Origin of the sequence: Streptomyces viridiviolaceus (assembly GCF_014650995.1) — a bacterium.
GTDB lineage: Bacteria > Actinomycetota > Actinomycetes > Streptomycetales > Streptomycetaceae > Streptomyces > Streptomyces viridiviolaceus.
Genome location: NZ_BMWA01000035.1, coordinates 36,283 through 62,850, shown reverse-complemented (window position 1 = coordinate 62,850; position 26,568 = coordinate 36,283). Strand labels below are relative to the sequence as shown.

At 73.7% G+C, this 26,568-nt stretch carries 19 protein-coding genes; 5 read left to right on the top strand and 14 right to left on the bottom strand.

Features of this window, described 5'->3' with window-relative positions; all coding sequences use genetic code 11:
* Positions 1-5: 5 nt before the first annotated feature.
* The 9 genes from IE260_RS35920 to IE260_RS35880 all read right to left on the bottom strand — a co-directional run bounded on the left by IE260_RS35920 (position 6) and on the right by IE260_RS35880 (position 9,052).
* Entirely contained in the window at positions 6-299 is a 294-nt protein-coding gene (locus IE260_RS35920; RefSeq protein ID WP_189879748.1) for a ferredoxin family protein, read from the bottom strand.
* Positions 296-1,606: an FAD-dependent oxidoreductase gene (locus IE260_RS35915; RefSeq protein WP_229881640.1), complete on the bottom strand. Its 1,311-nt coding sequence runs from the start codon at positions 1,604-1,606 to the stop codon at positions 296-298. The genes IE260_RS35920 and IE260_RS35915 overlap by 4 nt, the downstream gene beginning before the upstream one ends.
* On the bottom strand, positions 1,599-2,567 hold the full coding sequence (locus IE260_RS35910) for a mycofactocin-associated electron transfer flavoprotein alpha subunit (protein WP_189879745.1): 969 nt from the start codon (positions 2,565-2,567) through the stop codon (positions 1,599-1,601). Before IE260_RS35910 ends, IE260_RS35915 begins: the two co-directional genes overlap by 8 nt.
* Entirely contained in the window at positions 2,564-4,516 is a 1,953-nt protein-coding gene (locus IE260_RS35905) for a mycofactocin system FadH/OYE family oxidoreductase 2 (RefSeq protein WP_189879743.1), read from the bottom strand. Before IE260_RS35905 ends, IE260_RS35910 begins: the two co-directional genes overlap by 4 nt.
* Positions 4,513-6,447: a mycofactocin system FadH/OYE family oxidoreductase 1 gene (locus IE260_RS35900; RefSeq protein WP_189879741.1), complete on the bottom strand. Its 1,935-nt coding sequence runs from the start codon at positions 6,445-6,447 to the stop codon at positions 4,513-4,515. Before IE260_RS35900 ends, IE260_RS35905 begins: the two co-directional genes overlap by 4 nt.
* Positions 6,444-7,661: a mycofactocin radical SAM maturase gene (gene mftC, locus IE260_RS35895; RefSeq protein WP_189879739.1), complete on the bottom strand. Its 1,218-nt coding sequence runs from the start codon at positions 7,659-7,661 to the stop codon at positions 6,444-6,446. The genes IE260_RS35900 and mftC overlap by 4 nt, the downstream gene beginning before the upstream one ends.
* A gap of 27 nt (positions 7,662-7,688) precedes the next feature.
* Positions 7,689-7,976 carry a mycofactocin biosynthesis chaperone MftB gene (gene mftB / locus IE260_RS35890; RefSeq protein ID WP_189879732.1) on the bottom strand — a complete coding sequence of 96 codons (288 nt, stop codon included), beginning with the start codon at positions 7,974-7,976 and terminating at the stop codon, positions 7,689-7,691.
* Positions 7,966-8,097: a mycofactocin precursor MftA gene (mftA, locus tag IE260_RS35885; protein ID WP_189879724.1), complete on the bottom strand. Its 132-nt coding sequence runs from the start codon at positions 8,095-8,097 to the stop codon at positions 7,966-7,968. The genes mftB and mftA overlap by 11 nt, the downstream gene beginning before the upstream one ends.
* Before the next feature lie 178 nt (positions 8,098-8,275).
* Positions 8,276-9,052, bottom strand: a complete 777-nt coding sequence (locus IE260_RS35880; protein ID WP_189879716.1) for a thioesterase II family protein — start codon at positions 9,050-9,052, stop codon at positions 8,276-8,278.
* A gap of 260 nt (positions 9,053-9,312) precedes the next feature.
* On the opposite strand from IE260_RS35880, the gene IE260_RS35875 reads away from it, so the two are divergent.
* Positions 9,313-10,407 carry a winged helix DNA-binding domain-containing protein gene (locus tag IE260_RS35875; RefSeq protein ID WP_189879714.1) on the top strand — a complete coding sequence of 365 codons (1,095 nt, stop codon included), beginning with the start codon at positions 9,313-9,315 and terminating at the stop codon, positions 10,405-10,407.
* A gap of 833 nt (positions 10,408-11,240) precedes the next feature.
* On the opposite strand, the gene IE260_RS35870 is transcribed toward IE260_RS35875, so the two are convergent.
* Both IE260_RS35870 and IE260_RS35865 read right to left on the bottom strand, forming a co-directional pair.
* Positions 11,241-14,063 (bottom strand): helix-turn-helix transcriptional regulator, encoded by a 2,823-nt coding sequence (locus IE260_RS35870; protein WP_189879713.1) that lies wholly within the window; start codon positions 14,061-14,063, stop codon positions 11,241-11,243.
* Positions 14,064-14,152: 89 nt separating this feature from the next.
* Positions 14,153-14,995 (bottom strand): helix-turn-helix transcriptional regulator, encoded by an 843-nt coding sequence (locus IE260_RS35865; protein WP_189879711.1) that lies wholly within the window; start codon positions 14,993-14,995, stop codon positions 14,153-14,155.
* Positions 14,996-15,117: 122 nt separating this feature from the next.
* Here IE260_RS35865 and IE260_RS35860 point away from each other — a divergent pair, with 122 nt between their 5' ends.
* A complete protein-coding gene (locus IE260_RS35860) occupies positions 15,118-16,788 on the top strand; it encodes an AMP-binding protein (protein WP_189879709.1) in 1,671 nt (556 codons plus the stop codon).
* Entirely contained in the window at positions 16,785-18,383 is a 1,599-nt protein-coding gene (locus IE260_RS35855; protein WP_189879707.1) for an AMP-binding protein, read from the top strand. The genes IE260_RS35860 and IE260_RS35855 overlap by 4 nt, the downstream gene beginning before the upstream one ends.
* A 151-nt stretch (positions 18,384-18,534) precedes the next feature.
* Here IE260_RS35855 and IE260_RS35850 read toward each other — a convergent pair whose 3' ends face one another.
* Together IE260_RS35850 and IE260_RS35845 are read right to left on the bottom strand one after the other, a co-directional pair.
* A complete protein-coding gene (locus IE260_RS35850; RefSeq protein ID WP_189879705.1) occupies positions 18,535-18,918 on the bottom strand; it encodes a hypothetical protein in 384 nt (127 codons plus the stop codon).
* Positions 18,919-19,008: 90 nt separating this feature from the next.
* Complete coding sequence (locus IE260_RS35845) at positions 19,009-22,395, bottom strand: ALF repeat-containing protein (protein ID WP_189879703.1); 3,387 nt, start codon at positions 22,393-22,395, stop codon at positions 19,009-19,011.
* A 561-nt stretch (positions 22,396-22,956) separates the two neighbouring features.
* Here IE260_RS35845 and IE260_RS35840 point away from each other — a divergent pair.
* Positions 22,957-23,514 (top strand): hypothetical protein, encoded by a 558-nt coding sequence (locus tag IE260_RS35840; protein ID WP_189879702.1) that lies wholly within the window; start codon positions 22,957-22,959, stop codon positions 23,512-23,514.
* A 47-nt stretch (positions 23,515-23,561) separates the two neighbouring features.
* A complete protein-coding gene (locus IE260_RS35835; protein WP_229881639.1) occupies positions 23,562-25,775 on the top strand; it encodes a S1 family peptidase in 2,214 nt (737 codons plus the stop codon).
* A gap of 54 nt (positions 25,776-25,829) precedes the next feature.
* On the opposite strand, the gene IE260_RS35830 is transcribed toward IE260_RS35835, so the two are convergent.
* Positions 25,830-26,525, bottom strand: coding sequence for a hypothetical protein (locus tag IE260_RS35830; RefSeq protein WP_189879700.1), 696 nt, complete (start codon positions 26,523-26,525; stop codon positions 25,830-25,832).
* Between the last annotated feature and the right edge of the window lie 43 nt (positions 26,526-26,568).

Below are 26,568 nucleotides of genomic sequence, written 5' to 3'. Positions count from 1 at the left end.
CGCCGTCACCCCCGGCGGAAGGCGACCCCGCTGCCGCCGTCCGGATACGTCCAGGTGATCGCGCCCTGCGCGTCACAGATCTGGTAGCAGGTGCCGCACTCGAAGCACTGCTCGTAGTTGAAGAGGATCCCGCCGTCCGAGGTGGGCACGAACAGGTCCGCGGGGCACGCGTGCACACAGGTACGCGTCGTGCACGCCCGGCAGATCTCGGTGTCGACGGTGATGTGCGCCCGGTCGGACACCCGGAAGTCCACCGTGGACATGCGTGCCTCGAAAGAGCTGTCGCGGTAGTCGGTCATCCGAAGGACCTCAATCCGGTCAGGGTGTCGGACAGCAGATGGCGCAGTCGCACGCGCCGGTCCCGGGCGGCGCGGGTCAGCAGACGGCGCAGCCCCGGCTTCGGCCGCGGGTTGTCGACCTGGAACATGCCCTGCACCACGTCGCAGACGAGCCCCGGGTACTGCCGCTGCACGCGCTCCGAGAAGACCAGCCCGGGCGCCCTGCGCAGCTTCCTGTGGTCGGCGAGCACGAACGAGTCCTCCAGCAGCCGGCGGTACCCGGCCAGTCCCGTGGCCGAGGTGTCCCCGGAGGCGACCGCCGCGGCCGCCGCCCGGCCGGCGTACATCCCGGCGCCCAGCGCGAAGTTGACGCCCTCCAGCCAGATGCCGGCCGCCAGGCACATCGCCGCCGCGTCCCCGGCGACGAGGATGCCGTCGCCGACGAGCTCGGGCATCGAGTCGTAGCCCCCTTCGGGGATGAGGTGCGCCGCGTACTCGGTCAGCCGGCCGCCGCGGACCAGCGGGGCGATCGCGGGGTGGGCCTTCAGGTCCGTCAGCAGCTCCTCGGGCCGCACCTTGGCCGAGGCCAGCCCGGGCAGCCCCAGGACGACGCCGATGCTGACGGAGTCGAGGTTCGTGTAGAGGAAGCCCCCGCCCGGGATGCCCCGGGTGCAGCCGAGGATCTCCAGGTCGAGGCCGTCGCGGCCGGTGAGCGCGAACCGCTCCTCGATCGTCTCGCGCGGCAGGGCCAGGGTCTCCTTCACCCCGAGCGTCAGATGCCGCCCGCCCGGCTCCGGCCGGAACAGCCCCGCCTCCTTGGCGAGGAAGGAGTTCACCCCGTCACAGGCGATCACCACCCCCGCCGTCAGGTCCCCGTCGGGGCGGTCGGTGCTGACCCCGGTCACCCTGCCGCGGGCGTCCCGCAGCAGCCCGGTGGCCACGGTCGACGGGACCAGAACCGCGCCGGCGTCCTGGGCCAGGGACGCGAGCCATCCGTCGAGGTCGGCGCGGAACGCGGTCGCCCCGTTGTACGGCGGCCTGCCCCAGTCCTCGGTGCGGAAGTCCACGGTCAGGGCCTGGGTTCCCGTCATGAGCATCGTGGAGCGGCGCGTCACCCACCGCTGCACGGGCATCAGCTCCCACCACCGCGGCACCAGTTCGTCCAGGACGCGGCCGTAGACCACACCGCCGTACACGTTCTTCGCACCCGGGTACGGCCCGCGCTCCACCAGGGCCACCGAGCGGCCGGCCCGCGCGGCCTCCAGCGCGGCGGCGCAGCCCGCGGGGCCGGCGCCGACCACCACGACGTCGAACATCGGCTCAGTCACGATGGCCCCCCAGCTTCCGCGTCATCTCCTCGAGGACCGCGGCGGCGTCCGCCACCACCCCCAGGTCGGCCCGCGCGGTCATCGGGCAGTACGGGTCGGTGTTCACGCTGATCACGTCCCGCGGGCTGCCCAGTCCGCCCACGTGCTGGGCGGCGCCGGACACGCCGAACGCGATGTACAGGTCCGGGTCGACGACGACACCGGTGGTGCCGACCTGCCGCTCGTGGCCGGTCCAGCCCGCGTCGGTCACCACCCGGGTGGCGCCGACCGAGGCGCCGACCGCGTCGGCGAACCGGCCGAGCAGCACCATCGCCTCCGGGCCGGACAGGGCGCCCCGCCCCAGCCCGGCGCCCGCCCCCACGATGCGGGGGGCCTCCGACAGATGGGTGGTGTCCGGCGGCGGGGCGAACACGTCCTCGCACGTGGCGTCGCGGGGCGCCGCCGTCCAGTCCACCGGCAGGTCGGCGACGCCCGGCCCGCGACCGCCGTCCGGCACGGGCTCCACGCCCCGCACCCCCGGGACCAGCGTGGCCACGAACGGGCCGTCCGAGGTGAGGGTGAGCAGTGTCCTGTCCCCCCAGCGCAGCACGTCCGCGCCCCGGGAGGTCACCTCGATCGCGCCGGCGAGGAGCGGGCGGTCCAGCACGGCCGCGAGCCGCGGGGCGAGGTCGCGTCCGTCGGGTGACGCGGGCAGGACGACGACCCGTACGGGCTCCAGGTGCGGCCGGAGCGCCGCGGCGATCGCCGCCGGCCCGGGCGGCGCGACACCTCGGGGGGCCTCGGCCGTCCAGGCCCGCCGCGCCGCGGTCAGCCGCGCCGTCGCGGCCCCGGTTCCCGTACCGACGAGCAGCACGTCGCCGCCCGCCTCGGCCACGGCCTCGTCGGCACCGAGCGGAGGCAATCCGTCCCGGACCACCACGACCGCCACCGCGGTGCCGAGGGCCCCCGTCGAACCCTTCACAGTCTCTCCCCCACTCGATGCCCTTCCACGACCGCCGCGTGCGCCCGCCGCGGGGCGACGCAGTCCCCGGCCCGGTGCACCTCGAACGGGGCGTCACGCAGGGCGTGCCACAGCGCGTCCTCCGGCGCCTGGTGGGTGGCGCAGACCACCCAGTCGGCCCGCCGCTCGCTCATGGCGCCCGTCGTGTGGGTGAGGATCCGCAGCACCACACCGCCGCCGGCGTCCGCCTCCGCCGCCATGACGACCTCGTCCGTCGACTGGGTGATGCCCTTGGCGTGCGCCCGGACCGTGAACGTCTCCAGGTCCAGGGTGATGCCCAGGTCCTGCCCGACGACCATCGCGGCGGTGGTGATGTGCACCCGGCATCCCCGGTCCGCGAGCAGCTCGGCGACCGACGTCGCCTGGTGGAAGCCGAGGTCGTCCACCACGACGACGTCGCCGGCCGGCTCCGCCCGCCCTTCCAGCACGTCCCGTACGTCCACCACCCGGGGCGAGTCGCCCGCCCAGTGCGGGGCCTGCGGGCGGGCGCCCGTCGCCAGTACCACCGCGTCCGGCGCCTCGGCCAGCAGCCCCGCGGCGGTCGCCTCCGCGCCGGTCCTGACGTCCACGCCGTACCGCCGGCACTCGGCCAGCAGGTTCCGTACGACGTCGAGGAACTCGGCGCGGCTGGGCACCGTGGCCGCGGCCGTCACCTGGCCTCCCGTGCCCTGGTGACGTTCGTAGAGCGTGACCAGGTGTCCGCGCCGCGCGGCCGTGGCGGCGGCCTGCAGGCCCGCCGGACCGCCCCCGACCACGACGACGCGCCGCGGCCGGCGCGTGGGCGGCGCCAGCGGAACCGCCTCGCGGCCGGCCCGCGGGTTCTCGATGCAGCCCAGCCAGCGGTTGAGGCCCATGCGGCCCACGCACTCCTGGTTGCAGGACAGGCAGGACCGGATGTCGGTGGCGTGTCCCGACCTGGCCTTGGCGAGGAAGTCCGGATCGGCGATCTGGCCCCGCACCACCCCCACCAGATCGCAGTGGCCCTCGGCGAGCGCGCGTTCCGCCTGCATCGGGTCCTTGATCCGGCCCACGCCGACGACCGGCAGGCGTACCGCCCGCCGGATCGCGTTGGAGATGTACAGCGCGTACCCCGCCGGAACCGCCATGGACGCCTCGATCATGTACAGCGTCGACGTGGCCACGCCGATCGAGGTGTTGATGTAGTCCACACCGCCGCCCGCCTCCACCATGCGGGCGATCTCCACGGCCTCCTCGATGGTGGTGCCGCCGTCGATCAGTTCGTCACCGCACAGCCTGACGCCGAGGACACGGTCCGGGCCGATGGCCTCCCGGACGGCCGCGACGATCTCCCGAAGGATCCGGACCCGGTGCGCGAGCGGCCCGCCGTAGGTGTCGGTGCGCCGGTTCGTCACGGGGGAGAGGAACCCCCGGACCAGGGAGGAGTGCGAGCACTGCAGTTCGACGCCGTCGAAGCCGCCCTGCGCGCAGTGCCCGGCCACGGTCGCGTACCCGGCCACGATCTCGGCGATCTCCGCCACGGTGACCGCCTTCGGCACCTCGCGGAACAGGGGGTCGGGGACCGGTGACGGGGCCCAGACCGGCGTCCGCGAGTACATGCCGGAGGCCTGGCCGCCGTTGTGGTTGAGCTGGGCGAGGATCGGCACCCCGTGCGCGTGCACCGCCTCCGTGATGAGGCGGTAGCCGGTCACCGCCTCCGGACGGTAGCCGTGGATGAGCTTCTCGTAGGGCCAGTCGGTGGGGTGGGTCGAGTGCTCCTCGGTGATGACGAGCCCCGCCCCGCCCGCGGCGCGGGCCGCGTAGTAGGCGGCGTGCTGCTCGCTGGGCAGGCCGTCCTCGGCGTAGTTCGTCAAGTGCGCGGAGAACACCAGCCGGTTGGCGAGTGTGAGCGGTCCCAGCCGCAGCGGGGACAGCAGGTGACGGTAGGTCATCGTCCCTCCCCGGCCAGGGCGAGAGCGGCGCGCCGCCCCTCCAGGACGGCCTCGTGGACCGTGCGGGGCGCCACGCGGTCGCCCGCGACGACCGGGGCGGTCAGCGACTCGTCGGGCAGCCGGTGGCCGCAGTGGACGAGGACACCGCACGCCAGGGAGGACGTCACGCCGGTGAGCACGTCCTCGACCACCACCTCCCGCCCCACGACGAGCGGACGCGCACGTCTGACGAGGGTGACCCCGGCGCGCTGCAACCGGCCGTTGGCGTCGGCGAGATCACCGGTGAGGGCCAGCTGGGTTCCGACCACCGGGTCCTGGGTGACGATCGCCGTCGGCCGCCCGGACGCGGCCAGTGACTCCGCCACGCCGACGCCGACACCGTCCCCGACCGGGTCGAAGACCACCGCGGGACCGTCGGGCAGGTCCCGGCCGTCCAGCAGCTCGGCCACGTCCAGCACCCGGCCGCCCTCGTCGACGCCGTAGTCCCGCGGTCCCGTGACCGAGCCGGTGGCCACGACGACCGCACGGCCGTCGGCCGCCGCCCGCTCCAGGTCCGCCTGGGTGAGCGCGACACCGGTCCGTACGGTCACGCCGAGCCGGCGCAGCTCGCCCTCCCACCAGGCCACCAGCCGCCCGAACCGGTCCCGTCCGCCGACGGCGGCGGCCCGCAGGAGTCCGCCGCCGAGCCGGTCGCCGCGCTCCACGAGCTCCACGGTGTGCCCGCGCAGGGCCAGCACCCGGGCGGCCTCCAGACCCGCGGGCCCGGCACCCGCGACGAGCACGTCGAGGACGCGAGCGTCACGGCCGGCCTCGGCCGGATCCTCCGTCTCGTGACCGCTGCGCGGCTCCACGGCACAGCTGACGATCGGGTTGCGGTTGTCCCGCACCCGGCACTTCTGGTTGCACAGCACGCAGGGACGGATCCGCTCCGCCCGCCCGTCCCGCCACAGCCGCAGCAGATCCGGTTCGGCGATCTGCGCCCGCGTCATCTCGACCAGGTCCGCCGATCCCTCCCGCACCGCCCGCTCCGCCTGCGCCGGGTCGACGACCGAGCCCTGGAGAACCACGAGGGCGGCGCCGTCGACGGCGGTGCGGACGGAGCGGCACAACTCCTCGTTGAATCCGGGCGGTGTGTGCAGATCGGGGCGGGTGGCGGACACGTTCATCGCGGAGCCGCGCACCACCACCAGGTAGTCGACGGCCGCCGCGGCCTCCCGCGCGACGGCGGCGGCCTGTTCCGGGGTGATGCCCGCCCACGGCGCGAGCTCGTCGCACGACAGCCGCAGTCCGAGCACGTGGCCGTCCCCGACGGCCTCGCGGGCCGCGAGGAGCACCTCGCGCAGGCACCGCGCCCGGTCGTCACCGTAGCCGTCCTCGCGCAGATTGGTCAGCCCGGACAGGAACTGCCGCAGCAGACTGTGCTGCCCGGCGTCGATCTCCACACCGTCCGCCCCCGATGCCACGGCCAGGGCGGCGGACCGCGCGAACCCGTCGCGCAGCGCGCGGATCTCGGCGTCCTCCATCTCCATGGGCATCTCCCTGCTGACCACGTCCGGAACCCGGGACGGCGCCCACAGGGCCGACTGCCCGTACGCGGAGGAGCCCTGGGACCCGGCGTGGCCCAGCCCGGCGAGGACCAGGGCGCCGTGCGGCCGGCAGGCGTCCACGACGGCCGCCCAGCCGGGTCCGCAGTCGGCGGCCAGCGGCGCACGCTCGTACGGCCAGTCGGACGGGTGGACGCTCGCGGTCTCCGTCACGACCAGGCCCGCGCCGCCCGCCGCGCGCCGCTCGTAGTAGGCGACATGACGCCGTGTCAGGGAGCGGCCGCGCCCCAGGTTCGTCTCATGCGGCCCGAACATCAGTCTGCTGGGCGCCGTGCGACCGGCCACGACGACCGGATCGGCCAGGGCCGGGCCCCTGCTCCCGCTCATCCGTGCTCGGCCCTGCCCGGCCGGAAACCCGCGAGAGGGCCGGCATCGCACGGCCGGTCGGCCGGCGCCGGCTCCGGACGCCCCCGGCCGATCCGCACCGGCACCGGACCGCGCGAGCGGCGCTCCCCGCGGTGCGAGTGGTCACCGCTCGGCCGCGGAGCCGCCCCGGCGGCGACGGCCGCGAGGGCCGGCTCGCCGTGACCGCGTACGCACTCGGGGTCGGGACCGTCCAACGGCAGACCCGTGAAGAACTTGGCCGCCATGCACCCGCCCCGGCAGGTGTCGAAGGCGGAACAGGACGTGCAGCCGCCGCCGGTCTGCGGGGCCCGCAGCCGCGCGAACAGGGGCGACGACCGCCACACCGCCGCGAAGCCCCCCGGCTCGCGCACGTTGCCCGCGAGGAACTCGTCGTGGATCGCGAACGGGCACGCGTACACATCGCCGACCGGGTCGATCAGACACACCACCCGGCCCGCCCCGCACAGGTTGAGTCCTGGCAGCGGCGTGGAGCCGAAGGCGTTGAGGTGGAAGAACGAGTCGCCGGTCAGCACCTGCTCGCCGTGCGCCACCAGCCAGTCGTACAGCTGCCGCTGCTGCTCCGCGGTGGGGTGGAGGTCCTGCCAGACGTCCGCGCCCCGGCCCGCCGGACGCAGCCGGGTGATCCGCAACTGGGCGCCGTACCGGTCGGCGAGCCCGGCGAACTCGTCGAGCTGGCCGATGTTCTGCCGCGTCATGACCACGCTGAGCTTGAAGCCCCGGAAACCGGCCTCCGACAGATGCCGCATCGCCGCGATCGCGGTGTCGTACGAACCGGCTCCGCGCACAGCGTCGTTGACCTCCGCGGTCGCCCCGTCCAGAGAGATCTGCACGTCGACGTAGTCGCTCGCCGCCAGCCCACGGGCCCGCTCCGGCGTGATCCGGACACCGTTGGTGGAGAACTTCACGCCCACCCGGTGGGCTGTGGCGTAGTCGACGAGTTCCCAGAAGTCCGGGCGCACCGTCGGCTCCCCGCCGCCGATGTTCACGTAGAACACCTGCATACGCCGCAGCTCGTCGATCACTGCCTTGCACTCGTCGGTGTCGAGCTCGCGCGGATCGCGCCTGCCCGACGACGACAGGCAGTGGACGCACGCCAGGTTGCAGGCGTACGTCAGCTCCCAGGTGAGGCAGATGGGCGCGTCCAAGCCGTGTTGGAAATGATCCACCAGCTTCATCAGGTGTTCCTCATGGGGTAGGGCCGGTCAGCGCGGCTCGATGGTTCCGGCGTCAGCCAGCTGGGCGAGTGCCGCCACGTGGGCGGCCCGCTCCGCCTCGGGCACACCCCGGCCGTCCAGCGCCGCGTGCACGCTCTCGTGCTGGTCCAGATCGCGCACCACGTCGGCGAGCAGCGGCGACTTCAGGAAGGACAGCCGGCGGGTGCCGAAGTGGTAGGCCAGAGCTCCGAACGCCTCCGGGCGGAGCGCCACCTGCGGGGAGCACCGGTACGGCAGGCCCGGGTCGAAGCGGACGGAGCCCACCTCAGTAGACACCGCACATGCCGTCGATGGACACGTCCTCGATCAGCAGGTCGTCCTCGACCAGCGCCTCGTGGTCGTCCACGGACGGCGCGGACACCGCCGCCGTCTCGGGGGTCTCGATGGCATCGGACATGCCGGCTCCTCTCGCCTTCGGACAGGGATCGCTGCACACGCCGGCCGCGCGGCCCGCCGAGCCGGCGGCCGACGGCGGCGCACTGAGCGATTACAGCCCGGTGCCCGACGTCACGACCACCCCTAATCCGCCCGTACTCCCGACCCCTACGGCCCCGCCGAGTAGGGGGCCGGTCCGGTCAGCGGGCCAGGCCGGGGACCTCGGTGGCCAGCCGGCCGCGGACCGCGGCGATGACCGCGGCGGCCTGCGCGGCGAGGTAGAAGTGGCCGCCGGGGAAGACCTCGAGGTCGAACTCCCCCTCGGAGTGCTCCGCCCATGCGGCGGCCTCGTCGAGGTTCACCTGGTCGTCGGCGTCGCCGGTCAGCACGGTGAGCGGGCAGTGCAGAGCGGGCCCGGGCGCGTAGCGGTACGTCTCCAGCGCCTTGTAGTCGGCGCGGGTCGCCGGCAGGACGGCGCCGACCAGCTCGGGGTCCTCCAGCAACTGCGCGCTGGTTCCGCCGAGTCTCACCATGCCGGCGAGCAACTCGGCGTCGCTCGACAGGTGTACCCGGTCGTCGCGGTGGATCGACGGGGCCCGCCGGCCGGAGGCGAACAGCGCGCACGGCCGCACCCCGTCGCGCTCCAGCCGCCTGGCCACCTCGAAGGCCAGCGTCGCGCCCATGCTGTGCCCGAACAGCGCGAGCGGCTTGTCGCACCACGTGCCGAGTTCCCGCGTGATGAGGTCGGCGAGGGTGCCGAGGTCCTCGACGCAGGGCTCGGTGCGACGGTCCTGCCGCCCCGGGTACTGCAGCGCCAGGACCTCCACGTCCGGCGACAGGGCCCGCGAGACGGGGAAGTAGAAGGACGCCGCGCCCCCCGCGTGCGGAAAGCAGACCAGCCGGGCAGCGGCGGCCGGTGCCGGGTGGAACCGTCGTATCCACGCACTGGTGGTCGTCTCTGCCGCTCGTACTGTCACGGCTGGCTGATCCTTTCGAAAGGCGCGATGCCACCGCCGGCGCCGTCCGGTGCCCCGCGATGACCGGGACCATGTCCTCGATGTCCCTCACATGACATCTCCGAGCGCGGGCCGGACGCCAGCGAAAGCACCCCCTAACTTGCCGTCGCGCCCCCTATCGGGCCGGTACCGCCTCTCGCGGAGCCCGCGAGCGTCGCACGGCGCCGGCCCCGGCGCATCGCGGACCGAAGCTGTCCGCAACCGGCGCTAGCGTGCACCGCATGACGCCCAAGGCACCCGTGCTGGCCACCCGAGCCCTCAACCGCGCCACCCTGGCCCGGCAGTTGCTGCTGCACCGCTCACCGCTGACCGCCGAGGCCGCGGTGGAGCACCTCGTCGGACTTCAGGCCCAGAACGTCAAACCCCCGTACTACGCGCTCGCCGCCCGCCTCGACGGGTTCACCCCGGACGCGCTGTCCGAGCCCATGGCCGAGCGCCGGGTCGTCCGTATCGTCACCCTGCGCTCGACCATCCACACCCACACCGCGGACGACTGCCTCACCCTGCGCCCGCTGGTGCAGCCCGCCCGGGACCGGGAACTGACGAACTTCCGCAAGGGGCTCCGGGGCGTCGACCTGGACCGGCTCGCCGCACACGCCCGCCGGCTGGTGGAGGACGAGCCGCGCACCATGAAACAGCTGCGCGAGGCCCTGCTCGCCCACTGGCCCGACGCCGACCCCCTCGCCCTGTCCGTCGCCGCGCGCTGCCGGCTCCCGCTCGTGCAGATCACCCCGCGTGGACTGTGGGGGAGGAGCGGCCAGGTCACGCTCACCACCGCCGAGCACTGGCTCGGCCGCCCCGCCGAACCGGCCCCCGCCCCGGAGAACGCCGTGCTGCGCTACCTCGCCGCCTTCGGCCCGGCGTCCGTGAAGGACATGCAGACCTGGGCGGGACTGACCCGGCTGCGGGACGCCTTCGAACGCCTCCGTCCCCGGCTCGTCACCTTCCGGGACGCGAACGGCGTGGAGCTGTTCGACCTCCCCGACGCGCCCCGCCCCGACCCGGACACCCCGGCCCCGCCGCGCTTCCTGCCCGAGTTCGACAACCTGCTCCTCTCGCACGCCGACCGCACCCGTGTCGTCCCGCCCGAGCACCGGGGCCGCACCTGGCGGGGGAACCAGGCGTACCGCACCCTCCTCGTCGACGGTTTCGTGGCCGGACTGTGGAGTCTGCGGGACGACGCCCTGGTCATCGAGACCTTCGACCGCCTCACCGGGACGCGACGCGAGGAGGTGGTGGCCGAGGGGGAGCGCATGCTGGCGACGATGCACCCGGAGGCCGCGTACGACATCCGCTTCGGCACCGTGCGCGGCTGACGGGCGTGGAAAGGGGGCGTTGCGGGCCGCTCGTGGTGGCTCGCAACGCCCCCTGGCATTGCACCTGAGGGGTACTCAGGAGTTCGGTACGGCTCCGGGTCGACCTGTGCCGTCATCGGTACGGGAAGGCGAGGGCGCGGCGGGCGGCGCTGCCGCGGCGGTGCGTCTGGCGCGGGTGAGCCCGGACATGGGTCTCCTTTGCCGGTGGTGGGTCGCACGGGTGTGGGGGGTCGAGCACGGGGGTCTCGGGACAGACCCCCGTGTGCCCGGGCGAGCGGCACGCCCTCACGCTAGGACCCGGAAGACACCCCTCCCAATGAGGGAACGCCCTAGGGGAGCCGGACAGGGAAAACCCTCGGTCCCCGCTCGCCGCCGGCGACGACGGGCCGTTCCGGCACCGCAGTCGCCGGCGCGGCGGCGGGCCGGGCGAACGCGGAGGTCACCGGGGCCGAGGAGCCCGTCGGCCCCGACGGGCGCCCACCGGCCGGGCAGCGGTCCCCTTCGGGGGGCCCGCCACCCTGGCCAGGAGCCCCACACAGCCGCGCTGCCCGCCACGCCACCCCACGCTCCGCTCCCCTTGCGCGTGCGGTAGTCCCATCGCCGCATTGGGGCCTGGCGTGGCCTGGAGCACTCACCCGATGCTGCGGGTCCTGGCTCCGGGGGACAGCATGCTTTTCCGGGCGCCTCCAGTGCCCTGCCCCGCCGCGGCACGCCTTGTTCCTCTTGTCCCCTTGCGCGTGCGGTAGTCCCATCGCCGCACGGGGCCGGGCGGGGCCTGGAGCACTCACCCGATGCTGCGGGTCCCGGCTCCGGGCGGGCGGCACGACTTCCCGCTAGGGCCCCCGCCCCGCCGCCAGGCGGACGATGTCCACGCGGGAGCGGATCCCCAGCTTGCGGTAGACCCGGGTCAGGGTCGCCTCGACCGTCTTGACGCTGACGAACAGGCGCGCGGCGATCTCACGGTTGGTCGCGCCCTCCATGACCAGTGCGGCGACCTGACGCTCCATCGCGGCGAGCCCCGCCAGCCCGTCCGGCGCGGCGGCGGGCGCCGGGGCCGGTTCGGCGGACTCCGCGGCGAGGGCCGCGTCCACCTGCCGCAGCCAGGGCAGCGCCCGGCAGCGCCGGAACAGCCGCGCCGCCTCGTCGTACGACGTCGGCCCCGGCCGGTCCGCGCGCAGCTCCGCCAGCGCGAAGGCGGCCCGCGCCTCCTCCAGGCCGTACCCCAGCCCGGCCAGCCGGTCCCGCACCGACGTCAACCGGGCGACGGCGGCCCGGTGTTCGCCCCGCGCCGCCCGCACCCGGGCCTCGGCCCGGTCCAGCACCGCCAGCACGCTCTCCCGGCCAAGCCGCAGCGCGTGCGCACGCGTGACGTCGATGACGTCCTGCGCCTCGGCCGGCTCCCCGATCCGCACCAGGGCCTCGGCGAGGTCGCCCTGCCACCGGCCGCGCGCCGGGTCGGTGATGCCCGCGCCGGCCTCCAGCTCCCGCACCCGGCGCAGCGCCCGTACGGCCGCCGAGGCGTCGCCCGCCACCAGGTGGGCGTGGCCGAGCGCGGCCAGGGCCCGTGACAGGTAGACGGCGTCGCCGTCCTCCTCGGCCCGCCGTACCGCCTCCCGCGCCAGGGCGAGCGCCCGCTCCACGTCACCGCCGGCGGCCTCGGCGAGCGCGGCCTGCATCGCACCCGCGCCCTCCCCTATGCCGGCGTCCCGGGCCAGGGTCAGACTCTCCCGGGCCAGCTCCAGGGCCCGGCCGCAGTGCCCGGAGTGCAGTTCGGTCTCGGCGAGGAAGCGCAGGTAGTGGACCTCGCTCTCGGCCATCCCCCGCCGCCGCACCTCCCGCAGCAGCGCGGACACGGTGCTGCGGGCCTCGGCCAGCCGGTCGCTCATGATCAGCCAGCGGAACCGTGCCGAACCGGCCCCGTTGTGATGGCAGGCCACCCGCGGATCCTGCGGCTCCCTCATCGCCCGCTGAATGGTCGCAGGGGCGTCGGGATGGCCCATCAGCGTCTCGGCCTGTGCCTGGAAGGCGAGCGCGAGGAGCTCGGTGCGCCGGTCCCCGGCCCGCGCCGCGAGGTCCGCCGCGTGCGCGGCCTCCTCCCGGCCCTGCGCGAAGTCGCCCTGCACCACCAGGCCGCGCCAGGCGAGCTGGTAGTGGACCAGCGCGAGCAGTCGCGGGTCGTCGCCCGCGTCGGCCAGCGCCTGCGGGAAGACGGCGTCGACCTCGCCGATGGCCTGTCCGGCCGCCTCGATCACCACCATCCAGGCCCGCACCCGCTCGCCGGGCGCGGTGGCCCGGGTCAGCACCTCGCGGGCGATGTCCCGGGCGAGGTCCACCTCGCCAGCGGTGATCGCGTCCTCGGCGGCCTGGAGCCGGCGCTCGTCCGGCCCCGGTTCGCTGCCGGCCGGGGTGTGCCGGGCCGCGAGGAGTCCGAGCGAGGCGGCCACCGACGGGGCTCCGCGGTCCCGGGCCAGCGCGGCGGCCTCGGCCAGCCGGGCCGCCACCTCCGGGTCGGTACCCGTGGTGGCGAGCGCCAGGTGCCGGGCCCGCTCGATCGGATCGGACGCCGCCCTGGACAGCGCGGCGTGCGCGGCCCGCCGCTCCGGCGCCGGCGCCTCGGCGTACAGCGCGGCCGAGATCAGCGGATGCGCGAACCGTACGGCGGGCCCTTCCGGGTCCGTCGCCAGCAGCCCCAGTTCGGCCGCCCGGGCGGTCTCGGCCTCGGCGTTCTCCCGGCCGGCCGCGAGCAGCAGGGCGGGCGTCGGGCGGGCACCCGCGCTGGCGACGAGGAGGGTGCGCCGGGCCTCGTCCGGCAGCATCTCCAGCCGGCTGAGCACCAGGGCCCGCAGCGAGGTCGGCACCGGCAGCGGCTCACCCGGCCGGGGCGCGGTGGGGCTCTCGGCCAGCGCACGGCCCAGCTCCAGGGCGAACAGCGGGTTGCCGCCGCTGGTGCGGTGGATGTCGCGGACCGTGGAGCGGGGCAGCCCGCTGTAGCCGCGGTGGTCGAGCAGCGCGGACACCTGCGGCCGGGTCAGCGGCCCCAGCCGGATCGCGCGGGTGTCCGGCGGGGAGGCACGCAGATGACGGCCGTACTCCGCGCCCTCCGTCTCCGGCCCCTCCGTCCGCACCGCGCACAGCATCCGCACCGGCGTGTCGCCCAGGCGGCGGGCGGCGAAGCCGAGGAGTTCGGCGCTGGCCGGGTCCAGCCACTGCAGGTCGTCGGCGACGACGAGCACGGGCCCGGCGGCGGCGAGTGCGCGCAGCGCGGACAGCACGGCCAGCCGCAGCGCGAGCCCGTCGCGCTGGAGCGTGGACTCGCCGCGGCCGGTGAGGGCCGACTCCAGCGCGGTGCGCTGGGCGTCGGGAAGCGCGCCGGACACCTCGTCCAGGACCAGGCCGAGGAGATCGGCGAGGGCGAGGAAGGGCAGATGGGACTCGGACTCCGTGGCCGAGCAACGCAACACGGTGCGTGCCGTGCCGGCGTATTCGCCGGCCAGCGTCCGCAGGACGGTCGACTTGCCGATCCCGGCGGGACCGTGCAGCAGCACGCTGCCCCCTCCGGAGAGCTGCTCACGCGCCGCCGCGAACGACTCCTCCCGGCCGATGACCAGGTCGGAGCGGCAGCCGGAAGGTTCCCCGAAGCCCCGTCGCACGGTCACCGCCCCCCTCCTGTGTCGTGTCCCGGCCAATGTTAGGCAACGCCCCCCTGAATCACGGACGGACGAAGAGGTGACGGAAACAACAGCGGTTACGGCAGCCACCCCGCGCGGCGCGCGGCGACGACGGCCTCGCCGCGGGTACGCGCCCCGAGCTTGCGCATGGCCGACCGCAGGTACCCCTTGACCGTCTCGGCCCCCACCCCCAGCCGCTCGGCGGCCACCGTGTTCGTCGCCCCCTCGGCGACGCACGCCAGCACGTCCACCTCGCGGGGAGCCAGCCGGACCCCCGGCACGGGCCCGCTCCCGGTCCCCACGGCCAGCAGTCCGCACGCGCGGAGCAACTCGTCCCGCAGCGCGGGATCAGCGATCCTCGGCGCCAGCGCCCGCAACGCCGCGTGCGCCTCCCGCACCTGTTCCCACGCGGCGGTCGCCCCCGGGTCCCGCACCGGCTCCGGCCGGGCCGCCGCCAGCAGCTCCCGTGCCTCGTCCCGCAGCAGCAGCGCCTGTTCCACGTCCCGCGCCGCCTCCACGGCCACGCTCAGCGTGCGGTCCCCCAGCGGCTGGGCCGCGCGCAGGGCGCCGTACAGCACACCGCGCACCCGGCGCCGTACGACGACCGGCACCGCCACCACCGAGCGCAGGCCCTCGGCGGCGACGGGGGCGTCGTACTCGTGGCTGATCTGCCGCGAGGAGGAGTAGTCCGTCACCGCACACGGCCGGGTGAGCGCCACCGCCTTGCCGCCGAGCCCGTTCCCCGAGGTCACCGCGAGGGCGCTGAGCGCGGCCGTGGCGGTGCCGCTCAGCTCACTGATGCGCACCTGCCGCCGACCGGAGTCCACCAGCCCGCCGAAGGCGACCGGCAGCCCGGTCGTGCGCCGCAGCCGGATCAGCGCGCTCCGGACCTCCGCCGCACCGGACGGGTCCACTGCCACCTGCTCGCTCCTTCGCGGCCGTTCCGTAGCGCACACCCCCGTTCGGGGGTAGTGAGACCTGCATCACGGATTACACGATGGCAGAGAGCCGCCCGGCAATGGTCCGGCACGAAGGAGGACAGATGACGACGGCGACGGAGCTGTTCCGCAGCGCGCGGGACTTCCTGCTGGAGCACCGCGAGGACTACACCGCGGCCTACGAGGGATTCGCCTGGCCACGCCCCGAGCACTTCAACTGGGCGCTGGACTGGTTCGACGTCATCGCCGACGGCAACGAGCGCACCGCGCTGCACATCGTGGAGGAGGACGGCTCCGAGGTCCGGGTGACCTTCGCCGAGATGTCCGCCCACTCCAACCGGGTCGCCAACCGGCTGCGGGAACTGGGCGTGAGGGCCGAGGACCGGATCCTGGTCATGCTCGGCAACCAGGCCGAGCTGTGGGAGACGGCGCTCGCGGCGATGAAGCTGCGCGCCGTGGTCATCCCCGCCACCCCGCTGCTCGGCCCCGCCGACCTGCGCGACCGCGTCGACCGCGGCCGGGTGCGGCACGTGGTCGTCCGCGCCGAGGACACCGGCAAGTTCGCCGACGTGCCCGGCGACTACACGCGGATCGCGGTCGGCGCAGCGGCGGCCGGCTGGCTCCCGTACGAGGACGCCCGCACGGCCTCCGACACGTTCACCCCCGACGGCCCGACCGGCGCCGACGACCCGCTGATGCTGTACTTCACCTCGGGCACGACGGCCCGCCCCAAGCTGGTCGAGCACACCCACGCCTCGTACCCGATCGGGCATCTGGCGACCATGTACTGGATCGGCCTCAAGCCCGGCGACGTGCACCTGAACATCTCCTCGCCGGGCTGGGCCAAGCACGCCTGGTCGAACCTGTTCGCGCCGTGGAACGCGGAGGCGACCGTCTTCCTGCACAACTACACCCGGTTCGACGCCGCCCGGCTGATGGCCGAGATGGACCGTGCGGGCGTGACCACCTTCTGCGCCCCGCCGACGGTGTGGCGGATGCTCATCCAGGCCGACCTGACCCAGCTCGCCACCCCGCCGCGCGAGGTGGTGGCCGCCGGTGAGCCGCTGAACCCCGAGGTGATCGAGCAGGTCCGCCGGGCCTGGGGCGTGACCATCCGGGACGGCTTCGGGCAGACGGAGACGGCCGTGCAGGTCTCCAACAGCCCCGGACAGGTCCTGAAGACCGGCTCCATGGGCCGGCCCAGCCCCGGCTACCGCGTCGAACTCCTCGACCCGGTCACCGGCGCGCCCGGCGCCGACGAGGGCGAGATCGCCCTGGACCTGTCGGACCGCCCGGTCGGCCTGATGACCGGCTACCACGGCGACGCCGACCGCACCGCCGAGGCGATGGCCGGCGGCTACTACCGCACCGGCGACATCGGCGCACGGGACGCCGACGGCTACCTCACCTACGTCGGCCGCGCCGACGACGTGTTCAAGGCGTCCGACTACAAGATCTCCCCGTTCGAGCTGGAGAGCGCGCTGCTGGAGCACGAGGCGGTCGCCGAGGCCGCCGTCGTCCCGGCGCCGGACGAGCTGCGCCTGGCCGTCCCCAAGGCGTACGTCGTCCTCGCGGCGGGCTGGGAGCCGGGCCCGGACACGGCGAAGGTGCTGTTCGAGCACTCCCGCGAGGTCCTCGCCCCCTACAAGCGCATCCGCCGCCTGGAGTTCGGCGACCTGCCCAAGACCGTCTCCGGCAAGATCCGCCGCATCGAGCTGCGCGAGGCCACCGCGGCCGGCTCCGAGGACGAGTACCGCGAGGAGGACTTCCGGTGACCGCACTCTCCTACGCCCACGGCACGAGCGGCACGGCCCTGCTCGGCGACACCCTCGGAGCCAGCCTGGACCGCGCCGTGGCCACCTGGCCGGACCGGGAGGCGCTCGTCGACGTGCCGTCCGGGCGGCGCTGGACGTACGCCGAATTCGGCGCTCAGGTGGAACGGTTGGCGTCCGCGCTGCTGGCCTCAGGGATCACCAAGGGCGACCGGGTGGGCATCTGGGCCGTCAACTGCCCCGAGTGGGTGTTCGTCCAGTACGCGACCGCCCGCATCGGCGCGATCATGGTCAACATCAACCCGGCCTACCGCACCCACGAGGTCGAGTACGTCCTGAAGCAGTCCGGCATCCGGCTGCTCGTCGCCTCCCTGAGCCACAAGACCAGCGACTACCGGGCGATGGCCGAGGAAGTACGGGGCAGGTGCCCCGAGCTGCGGGAGGTCGTGTACATCGGCGACCCGGGCTGGGAGGCCCTGCTCGCCCGGGCGACCCCCGCTCCCCGCTACGAGGAGCTGTCCTGCGACGACCCGATCAACATCCAGTACACGTCGGGCACGACGGGCTTTCCCAAGGGCGCGACCCTCTCCCACCACAACATCCTCAACAACGGCTACTTCGTGGGGGAGCTGATCGCCTACAGCGAGCAGGACCGGGTCTGCATCCCCGTGCCCTTCTACCACTGCTTCGGCATGGTCATGGGCAACCTCGCGGCGACCTCGCACGGTGCCTGCATGGTCATCCCGGCAGCGTCCTTCGACCCGGCGGCGACCCTGCGCGCGGTCCAGCAGGAGCGCTGCACCTCGCTGTACGGCGTGCCCACCATGTTCATCGCCGAGCTGAACCTCCCGGACTTCGCCACGTACGACCTCTCCTCCCTGCGCACCGGCATCATGGCGGGCTCCCCCTGTCCGGTGGAGGTGATGAAGCGGGTGGTCGCCGAGATGCACATGGAACAGGTCTCCATCTGCTACGGCATGACCGAGACCTCCCCGGTCTCCCTCCAGACCCGGATGGACGACGACCTCGAACACCGCACCGGCACCGTCGGCCGGGTCCTGCCGCACATCGAGGTCAAGGTCGTCGACCCGGCGACCGGCGTCACCCTGCCACGGGGCACGGCCGGCGAACTGCGCACCCGCGGCTACAGCGTGATGCTCGGCTACTGGGACGAGCCCGAGAAGACCGCCGAGGCCATCGACCCCGGCCGCTGGATGCACACCGGCGACCTCGCGGTGATGCGCGACGACGGCTACGTGGAGATCGTCGGCCGCATCAAGGACATGATCATCCGAGGCGGGGAGAACATCTACCCGCGCGAGGTCGAGGAGTTCCTCTACGGGCACCCTAAGATCGCGGACGTCCAGGTCGTCGGCGTGCCGCACGAGCGCTACGGCGAGGAGGTCCTCGCCTGCGTGATCCCGCGCGACGCGGCCGACCCGCTGACCCTGGAGGAACTGTGGGCCTACTGCGAGGGACAGCTGGCCCACTACAAGGTGCCCAGCCGTCTGGAGATCCTCGGCTCCTTCCCGATGACCGTCTCGGGGAAGGTGCGAAAGATCGAGCTGCGGGAGCGGTACGGCGCCCGTACGCGCTGATGCCGTGAGCCGCCGATACAACAGGAGCAACTCCTTCCCGCAGCGTCGTCATCGGCCGACTGCCGGGCAGCACACCGCAGTTGCCGCCCGGCGGTCCGGCATGTGAGGAGCTCGGGCCGGGAGCCGCCCTGCGGCGGGACCCGTACGCGGCTCAGCGGGTCAGCGCGAAGCCGGCCAGTGAGACGCCGACCACGCAGACGGCGAGGAAGGCGAGGTGCCGGCGCGGGACCTTGATGTGGGCCGTGGGCTCACCCTTGCGCCACCGTTCGAGCACCTCCCTGAACAGCTTCCGCTGGGGGAGCAGGCCGAGCGTCAGGCCGATGTGGGCACACGAGTACATGACGAGCGCCTCGGACAGGCCGAAGCCGTTCAAGCGGCAGACGACGATCAGGAGCGCGCCGCCGGTGACCATGGTCACCGGATAGGCGATACGGAACTTCCGGAAGGGAATCCAGCTTCCCAGCAGGCAACTGGACAGGGCGGTGGACGCCGCGGCCAGCAGCCACAGCCATCCGATGGGTACGGACGTCAGCATGGGAGGTGCGCCCTTCTGCGCCAGGTAGGGGACCAGCCTCACGAGCTGGTCCCCCGCGGCTCGCATCAACGGTCGCCCGTCATCCAGTGGTCACCCGAAAAGGGACGTCAGTGTACTGGTGATGGGCGAGATGATGTCGTGGCCGAACTGCGTGACCCGCCCGACGACGGGCGACGCCACGTCCTCCAGCGCGGCCCCGATCCACTTGGACTGGCCGAAGGTGATCAGCCCCAGGCTGGTTCCGGCGAGGGAGCTTGCGAACTCGGAGCTGCCGAAGCCGTGTTCGATGCCCGTGAAGAGCGTGCTGAGTCCGGCCGATGCCAGGGAGACCCAGCCGAGGACCCCCGCCGCGCCGGCGACGAACGGTGCGAACGGGCCGGTCCACGGCGCGGCGAGGGCGAGGCCCGCGGCGAGGAATCCGGAGCCGATGCTGATCCAGTTGAATGCATCGGCGTAGAACTGGGCGTCGTTCCACCACTCGTCCTTGTCGCCCTCGCTGCCGCCCGAGTTGGTCTTGTCGTGGTTCGGGCTGTCGGCGGGGTTCCTCCCCTCGTCCTTGGCCCGCTGCGCCGCCTCGGCGGCCTGGCGCGCGGCCTCCGCCGCCTCCGCCCTGCGCTTCTCCGTGACGATACGGCGGGCGTCGGTGGCCGCCGCCGCTGCCGTCCTAGCGTCCTGGCCCGCGGCGATCGCGGACTGGCGCGCGCTGTTCGCCGAGGCCTGGGCGCTGTAGGAGGAGCGTGCGGCGCTGCGGGCCGAGTCGATGGCCCGGTTCGCCGAGTAGTTGGCCGCACGGCCCGCCTTGCGGGCCGTCTCCGCCGCGGACTTCGCCCGGTCCGCGGACGCCTGGGCGGCCTGGGCGGACTGATCCGCGTCGTCGGCGTTCTGCCTGGCCTGCGCCGCGTACGTGTCCGCCTGCTTCGCCGAGGCGAGGGCCTTGTCCGCCCACTCCTTGGCCTCGTCCGCCGCGTTGCGCGCCTCCGCGGCCGCCTTCGACGCGAGTTGCGCGTCCTCCTGCGCCTTGTAGGCGATCTTCGCGGCCGCGGCGATGGCACCGCGGATCGCGGCGATGTGCGTGGCCGAGTCGTGATCGAGCCGAGCCGCCTTGTGCTGGACGAGGGCGATGAAGTTCCGGCGCATCCACGTCGGGCCCTCCAGGGCGACCTCCGCGTACGCCTTGGTGTAGATGCCGCCGGAGTTGAGCAGCGCCGCAGTGGCGAGGCCGTCGTCGTCCCGTACCGCGTCGGGGTAGGTGCGGTCGAAGAAGTCCCGTAGTGCCTCCGGTGTGTTCGCGTCCAGTGCGGCGTTGGCCGCGGCCGTGACGGCCGTCCCGGGATTGGTGGAGAGGATGTTGGCGATGCTGACGCGGTTGTCCTCGGCCACGGCCTCGATCAGCCCGTTGGTCAGGAAGTTCTTCACGGCGCCGGCGGTCTCGCTCGTCAGCGCCGTGTGGACGGCGTTTCCGACGTTGGCGGAGCCCACCTCCGCGATGTGCAGGGCCGTCTCCCGGTCGTCCTGGTCCTCGGCGAGGGCCCGGTCGGCGTCGAGCCACGCGTGGACGTCGGCATCCGTACCGGCCAGCGCGAACTGGGCGGCCTCCCGCGCCCAGGCGCCCTTCGAGGCCGCCATGCCCATGGCCGCCTTGCGACCCAGCGTGGCGGCCAGCGCGAGGTCACCGTCCGCGAGCGCCTTCTCGGCGCTCGCGACCTGGTCCTTGAGGGCCTGTGTGGTCTGCTGGTCCTGTGTGCGCAGGTTCGCCAGCGCGGCTCGCTCCTCCGCTTCCTGCTCGGCGAGCAGCCTGGCCTCCGCCAGGCCGTCCAGCTTGTCCTCCTCCAGGCGCGCCAACTCCGCTTCCCGGGCCGCCTGTTCCACTGCCTGGGCGTCCGTGACGGCCTTGGCGGCGGTCTCGGCGGCCTTGATCGCCTCGGCCGCGTGCGCGGTGGACTTGTTGGCGTAGTCGATGGCCTGCCCTGCGTACTTGACCGCTTCCTCGGCCGCGTCGGCGGCCTTGTCGGCGTGTGCTGCCGCGGAGTTGGCGGCATCGCGTGCGGCGCGCGCGGCGGTCGCGGCCTGGTTGGCCAGGGCCTGTGCGGTGGAGGCGGCGTTGGTGGCGCGGTTCGCGGCGCTGTTCGCGATCGCGGCCTGGCGCTGGGCCTCCGCGGCCTCGGACTGGGCGGCGCCCGCCGCGGTGGCCGCCTGTGCCGAGGCGTTGGCGGCGGCGGCCGCGTTGCGGGCGGCGGACGCGGCGGCGGAACCGGCACCGGCCGCCTGCGAGGCGGCGGTGGCCGCGTAGTCGGCGGCCTTGGCGGCGGTACGGGCGCGCGCGGCGCCGTTGCGCGCCGCGACGGCGGCGTTCTTCGCCGCCTCGGCCTTGGAGGCGTCCTTGGAGGCGGCGATCGCCGCGTTGTACGCGCGAGCCGCGGCGTTGCCCGCGGTGGCGGCGGCCTGCGAGGCGGCGGTAGCGGCGAACGAGGCGCGGCGTGAGGCCGCAACTGCCGTGTGGGAGGCGCTGATGGCGGTACGGGCGGCTTTCGCGGCGCCCTGAGCGGCGCTCGCGGCCTTGCGGGCCGCGGCACCGGACTTCGCCACGTCGTTTCCGGCCGCCGCGGCCTCCGCCGCGGCCTTCTCGGCCGCCTCCTTCGCCTTCTCGGCGGCGACCTTGGCCCGCTCGGAGGCCTCGACGGCGAGGTCGGTCTCTGCCTGGGCGCGCTTGCCCTCACGCTCCACGACGGCGACGAGTTCCTCGATCTTCGCGGCCTCCTGGTCGCGGGCGCGCGCGATGTGCTGCCCGGTGTCCAGGAACCACTCCACGTCCTGACGGCTGCCGCTGAGGGCGCGGTCCGCGTACTTCTGCACCTCTGGGCCACCGGACATCAGCATGGTGGCGGCCTCCACCCGCATGTCCTCCTCGCGGGCGGTGAACCGGCCCTCGGACAGGAAGTCCGCGAGGGCCTGTTCGGTGCCGGCGTCCAGGGCCGCGGACGCCTCGCGCTTGACCCCCTTGCCGCCGGTGGCCGAGACCGTGGCCGTGGCCACCTGCAGGTCTTCCAGCAGGGCGGGTCTGAAGCCGCCGTCGAGGAAAGCGGCCACCGCGCCGTCGCCCCCGCTCAGGGCCGCGGACGCCTCACGACGCAGCCCCACGCCGGATCTGGCGAGATAGGCGGCGACGGCGACGCGGTTGTCCTCCGCCGTCACCTTCGGGAGTGTCGTGGCAAGGAATGTCTGTATGTCCGCGTCCGTGCCGGAAAGCGCGTCCGCCGCGGCGGCCTTGGTCGCCTTGCCGCCCGTCAGCCACGCCCTGACGACCTTCGCCCGCTCGGTGTCGGGCAGTTCGAACGGTTTGGGCGGTTCGTCCGTCGCCGTCGTCGTCGCCGCCCCGGCGCGGGCCGGCGGGACCAGTACACCGGGCGTGGCGGCGACGGCCGTGACGGCGGCGAGGGTGCCGAGCAGGCGTCGCCGGCTCCAGAACGCTGTCTCCATAGGGGTGTCGTCCTCCGGGTAAGTGCAGTGCGGGCAGTCGACGGATATCTGTCGTGACGCGACCTCCTAGCCATTCACATTTCTGCGGGGCCGTCAATTACCGCTCGGACGAGGAGAAATGAACCAGACACCTGGGCAACCCTTTTCAGTCACCTGCCGAGGCAAATCTCGACTTTCCCGCAAATCTCCTCGGATCCCTACCAGATGGAAAAATTCGTGCCATGCGGAACCGCCCTGACGGATCGTCACAAGTTCTTCACGTACGCGATCACAACCTTTCGGATAGGTGACAGGAGTCACATGCGTAGTTGAACTTACGTCCAGTTTTGGTTGGTTGATGATGTGGACAGTTCGTGGAGAGGCGGATTGCATGGAGAGGTGGGTGGCTCGCGCATGCACGTGCAAGCCGCCTCTCCTTTGCGCGTTACGGCGAAGTGGAACCCTCGTCGGGCGGTTTCGTCGCCGTGGGTCTCTGCTTGCCTGGCGTGTCATCGGAGTACCGTCCCCATCGTTATGGAGTGTTCCGCCCAGGGGACGGAAACCGACGACTCTTGGAGCACGATGAAGGCCCGTACCGAATCTTCGATATTCACGGAGAACAAGCAGAGGAAGAGATTCCTCGTACGCACCCTCGCCGCCGCGACGGCGGCCGGCGCCCTGGCGTGGGCGGCCCTGTCGGGCGCGCTCACCGGCGCCGCACCGTCCGAGGCCCGAGCCGCGTCACCGGTTGCCGACGGCGCGCCCGGCTACGCGGTCGAGGACTTCGCCTACCCGCAGGCGGACAAGATCCTGCAGGAGCGGGGCATCGTCCTCAAGCGCGGTGACGGTCACATCACCCTGGCCGACTGCGCCTCCGGCACCGGACTGCTCCAGGTCATGGCCAGGCGTCAGGCGGACCCCATCTGCTTCAAGACGGTCGGCGACTCCGGCTGGCTGACCCTGGAGATCCCCGCCGTCTACGTCATCCGGGGCAATGACTACGACACCCAGGTGGACATGACCGTCGGGGACGAGGAGAAGTCCTACGACATCGCGAAGAACACCTGGACCGCGGTGGGCGAGAGCGCGGACGAGCAGGGCCGGGAGCACCTGCTCGTGGAGATCAGGACCTCCAAGTAACCATCCGCCGAACGCCCTTGCCTGATCTGCCACCGAGGAACCCACTGATGCGACACACCAGAGCCGTGCGCCTGACCGCACTGGCCGCCGCCCTGACCGCGGGACCGATCGTCATGACCGCGCTGCCGGCCGCCGCCGTGACGGGCCCCGCCTCCGCCTCCTCCGACACCACCCACGCCTACACCGCGCAGGTCGTCGTCGGCGACCACGACCGCGGCTGCTCCGGCGTCCTGGTCGACGTCGAATGGCTGCTCACCGCGGCCAGTTGCTTCGCCGACGACCCGGCCGCGAGCCTCGCGGTGCCCGCGGGCAAGCCCCGTCTGAAGACCACCGCGACCATCGGCCGCACCGACCTGTCGGGCACCGCGGGTGCCGTCCGGGAGATCGTCGAGCTGGCGCCGCGCACCGACCGCGATGTCGTCCTGGCCCGGCTGAACCGCCCGGTCACGAACGTCACCCCGGTCGCCCTGGCCACCACCGCACCCGCCGCCGGCGAGGAGCTGAAGCTCGCCGGGTACGGCCGGAGCAAGACCGAGTGGGCGCCGCTGAACCTGCACACCGGCGCGTTCTCGGTGGACGCCTCGGCCGCCACCACCGCCACGGTCACCGGCAAGGACGGCGTGGCCGCGTGCATGGGCGACACCGGCGGTCCGCTGGTCCGCACCACCAACGGCACCTCCCAGCTCGTCGCCCTCGCCAGCCGGTCCTACCAGGGCGGCTGCTTCGGCATCGACGCGGCCGAGACCCGCACCGGCGGCGTCGTCTCCCGCGTCGACGACCTGGCCTCCTGGGTCGAGTCCAAGGTCGGCGCCAACCGCGTCACCGACTTCAACTGCGACGGCGTCGAGGACATCGCCGTCGCCGACCCCGCCGCGACCGTCGGCGGTGACGCCGGTGCCGGTCTGGTCCGGATCGTCTACGGCGGCGGCAAGGGCACCGCCGAGATCAACCAGGACCTCGACTGGGTGCCGGGCGGCGGCGAGGCCGGCGACAACTTCGGCCATGCCATCGCCACCGTGGACTACGACGAGAACGGCTGCACCGACCTGGTCGTCGGCACCCCTGGCGAGAAGATCGACACGGCCGACGACGCGGGGATGGTCGACGTCCTGCACGGCGCCCCCGGCGGCATCGGCACGGGCGCCACGAAGAACACCCACTTCCAGGAGGCCCACGGCAACGGTTCCCTGGCCGCCTCCACCCCGGAGACCGGCGACGTCCTGGGCCAGGCCCTGGCCGCCGGCACCACCGCCGCCGGTGAGCCCTTCGTCGTGATCGGCGCCCCCGGTGAGGGCCTCAGTGGCGCCGCCAAGGCAGGCCAGGCGTTCTACGTGCGCGGCGGCACCAACGTCTCCGTCCACCAGGACAAGCTGAACGTGCCCGGTGCGGTCGAGGCGAACGACGGCTTCGGTGCCGTGCTCGCGGCCGACGCCAACAACATCGCCATCGGCGCCCCGAACGAGAACATCGGCGGCGACGACGCGGCGGGCAACCTCGCGGTCTTCTCCCACAAGCTGAACACCGAGAACCGGCCCACCCCGCTGTTCGGCCTCGACCAGGACCTGGACACGGTCTCCGGCGGCGCCGAGGCCAATGACCGCTTCGGTGCCTCCCTGGCCCTGGCCCCCTACCGCCCGTCGGGCGCGGCGGCCGCCACCGAGTCCATCCTCGCGGTCGGCACCCCGGGCGAGGCCCTGGCCGTCAACGACGTCCAGAAGGCGGAGACCGGCAGCGTCCTGACCTTCCGCGTCACCGCCTCCGGCACCTACACCCAGCTCTACGGCATTTCCTCCGGCACCGCCGACGACGACGTCTCCGGCACCTCCGAGGCCGGTGACCACTTCGGCGCGACCGTGACCGCCGTCAACACCGCGCCGCGCGCGGTGAGCACCGCGGCCACGATGAAGCTGGCCGTCGGCATCCCGGACGAGGCCGTCGGCACGGCCACCAAGTCCGGTGCGGTCCACATCTTCTCGCTGGTCGGCGCCCCCGGCGCCAACGACAAGTGGGTCGAGGCCGGCGACGGCGACGGCATCCCCGGTACCCCGGGAGCCAACCAGCGTCTGGGCTCCAGCCTCCACTTCACCGGCACCCGGCTGTACGTCGGCATGCCCGACGGTCCGAGCACCTACGGCACCCTGTACGCCCTGCCGATGTCCAACGTGACCCTCGGTCAGCCGATCGCCCCGGTCACCACCTACCAGCCCGGCCAGGGCGGCCTCCCCGCGAACGGGGACCGCTTCGGACACGCGGCGCGGTAGTCCGCCCACCCGTTCACGAGGGGGGCACCCGGTATCCACCGGGTGCCCCCTCGCTCATTCCGTCCGGCCGGCCGTGGCGTCCAGAGCCACGGCCGGCCCGTTGACCGGTCGCGGCACCCCGGTGGGGTCGAGGACGAACAACGGGACGCCTAGCCGGTCGGCGCGGGCCCGGGCCTCCTCGGCGTACCCGGAGAGGGAGAAGTAGACGCACCGGGCGGAATCCGCCATGCCCGTCAGCCACAGGCACTCCACGTCGCGCACCGAGACCGGGCCCACCGTCGGGTCCACCTGGGCCACGATGCCGTGAGCGGCCAGTCCGATGCCCGCCGTGGGCCGCTGATCGGCGCGGCGGACGTCCCGGTGCCCGAGCTCGCGCAGATACAGGACGGTGGCCGTGACCGCGTCCAGGGTGGTGCGGATCGGGCCGGCCGCGCGGCCGGGTGCCCGCGAGGCGGGGGCGCGTCCGCCGCGCGCCGTGCCCGTCCGGTCCACCGGCACGCACAGCACGGTCCCGCACGGGCAGCCCAGCTCCGGGCGCGGCCACTGGCTCTCGCCGCCGCAGGCCGCGCAGCGCACGCCGACCCACTCCTCGTCCCAGGCGCGGTGGGTGACGGCCGTGGCGGCGCCGTGTGCGTCGAGCGCCGGGGCGACGGGCGCCCCGCAGGCGCACGGGTACGACGGTGCCGTGTAGCGGTGCCGGCGCCCGCAGGCCGGGCAGCGCACCGCGATGCTCTCGGACATGCCTCTCATCGTCCTCCGGACAGCGTCCGTCTGTCCGACTCTTGACCGCTGC

Excerpts from the sequence above, each read along its gene's own strand:
- IE260_RS35920 (WP_189879748.1), bottom strand. The coding sequence starts at position 299 with ATGACCGACTACCGCGACAGCTCTTTCGAGGCACGCATGTCCACGGTG.
- IE260_RS35905 (WP_189879743.1), bottom strand. The coding sequence starts at position 4,516 with ATGACCTACCGTCACCTGCTGTCCCCGCTGCGGCTGGGACCGCTCACA.
- IE260_RS35900 (WP_189879741.1), bottom strand. The coding sequence starts at position 6,447 with ATGAGCGGGAGCAGGGGCCCGGCCCTGGCCGATCCGGTCGTCGTGGCC.
- mftC (WP_189879739.1), bottom strand. The coding sequence starts at position 7,661 with ATGAAGCTGGTGGATCATTTCCAACACGGCTTGGACGCGCCCATCTGC.
- mftA (WP_189879724.1), bottom strand. The coding sequence starts at position 8,097 with ATGTCCGATGCCATCGAGACCCCCGAGACGGCGGCGGTGTCCGCGCCG.
- IE260_RS35875 (WP_189879714.1), top strand. The coding sequence starts at position 9,313 with ATGACGCCCAAGGCACCCGTGCTGGCCACCCGAGCCCTCAACCGCGCC.
- IE260_RS35860 (WP_189879709.1), top strand. The coding sequence starts at position 15,118 with ATGACGACGGCGACGGAGCTGTTCCGCAGCGCGCGGGACTTCCTGCTG.
- IE260_RS35850 (WP_189879705.1), bottom strand. The coding sequence starts at position 18,918 with ATGCTGACGTCCGTACCCATCGGATGGCTGTGGCTGCTGGCCGCGGCG.
- IE260_RS35845 (WP_189879703.1), bottom strand. The coding sequence starts at position 22,395 with ATGGAGACAGCGTTCTGGAGCCGGCGACGCCTGCTCGGCACCCTCGCC.
- IE260_RS35840 (WP_189879702.1), top strand. The coding sequence starts at position 22,957 with ATGAAGGCCCGTACCGAATCTTCGATATTCACGGAGAACAAGCAGAGG.
- IE260_RS35835 (WP_229881639.1), top strand. The coding sequence starts at position 23,562 with ATGCGACACACCAGAGCCGTGCGCCTGACCGCACTGGCCGCCGCCCTG.
- IE260_RS35830 (WP_189879700.1), bottom strand. The coding sequence starts at position 26,525 with ATGAGAGGCATGTCCGAGAGCATCGCGGTGCGCTGCCCGGCCTGCGGG.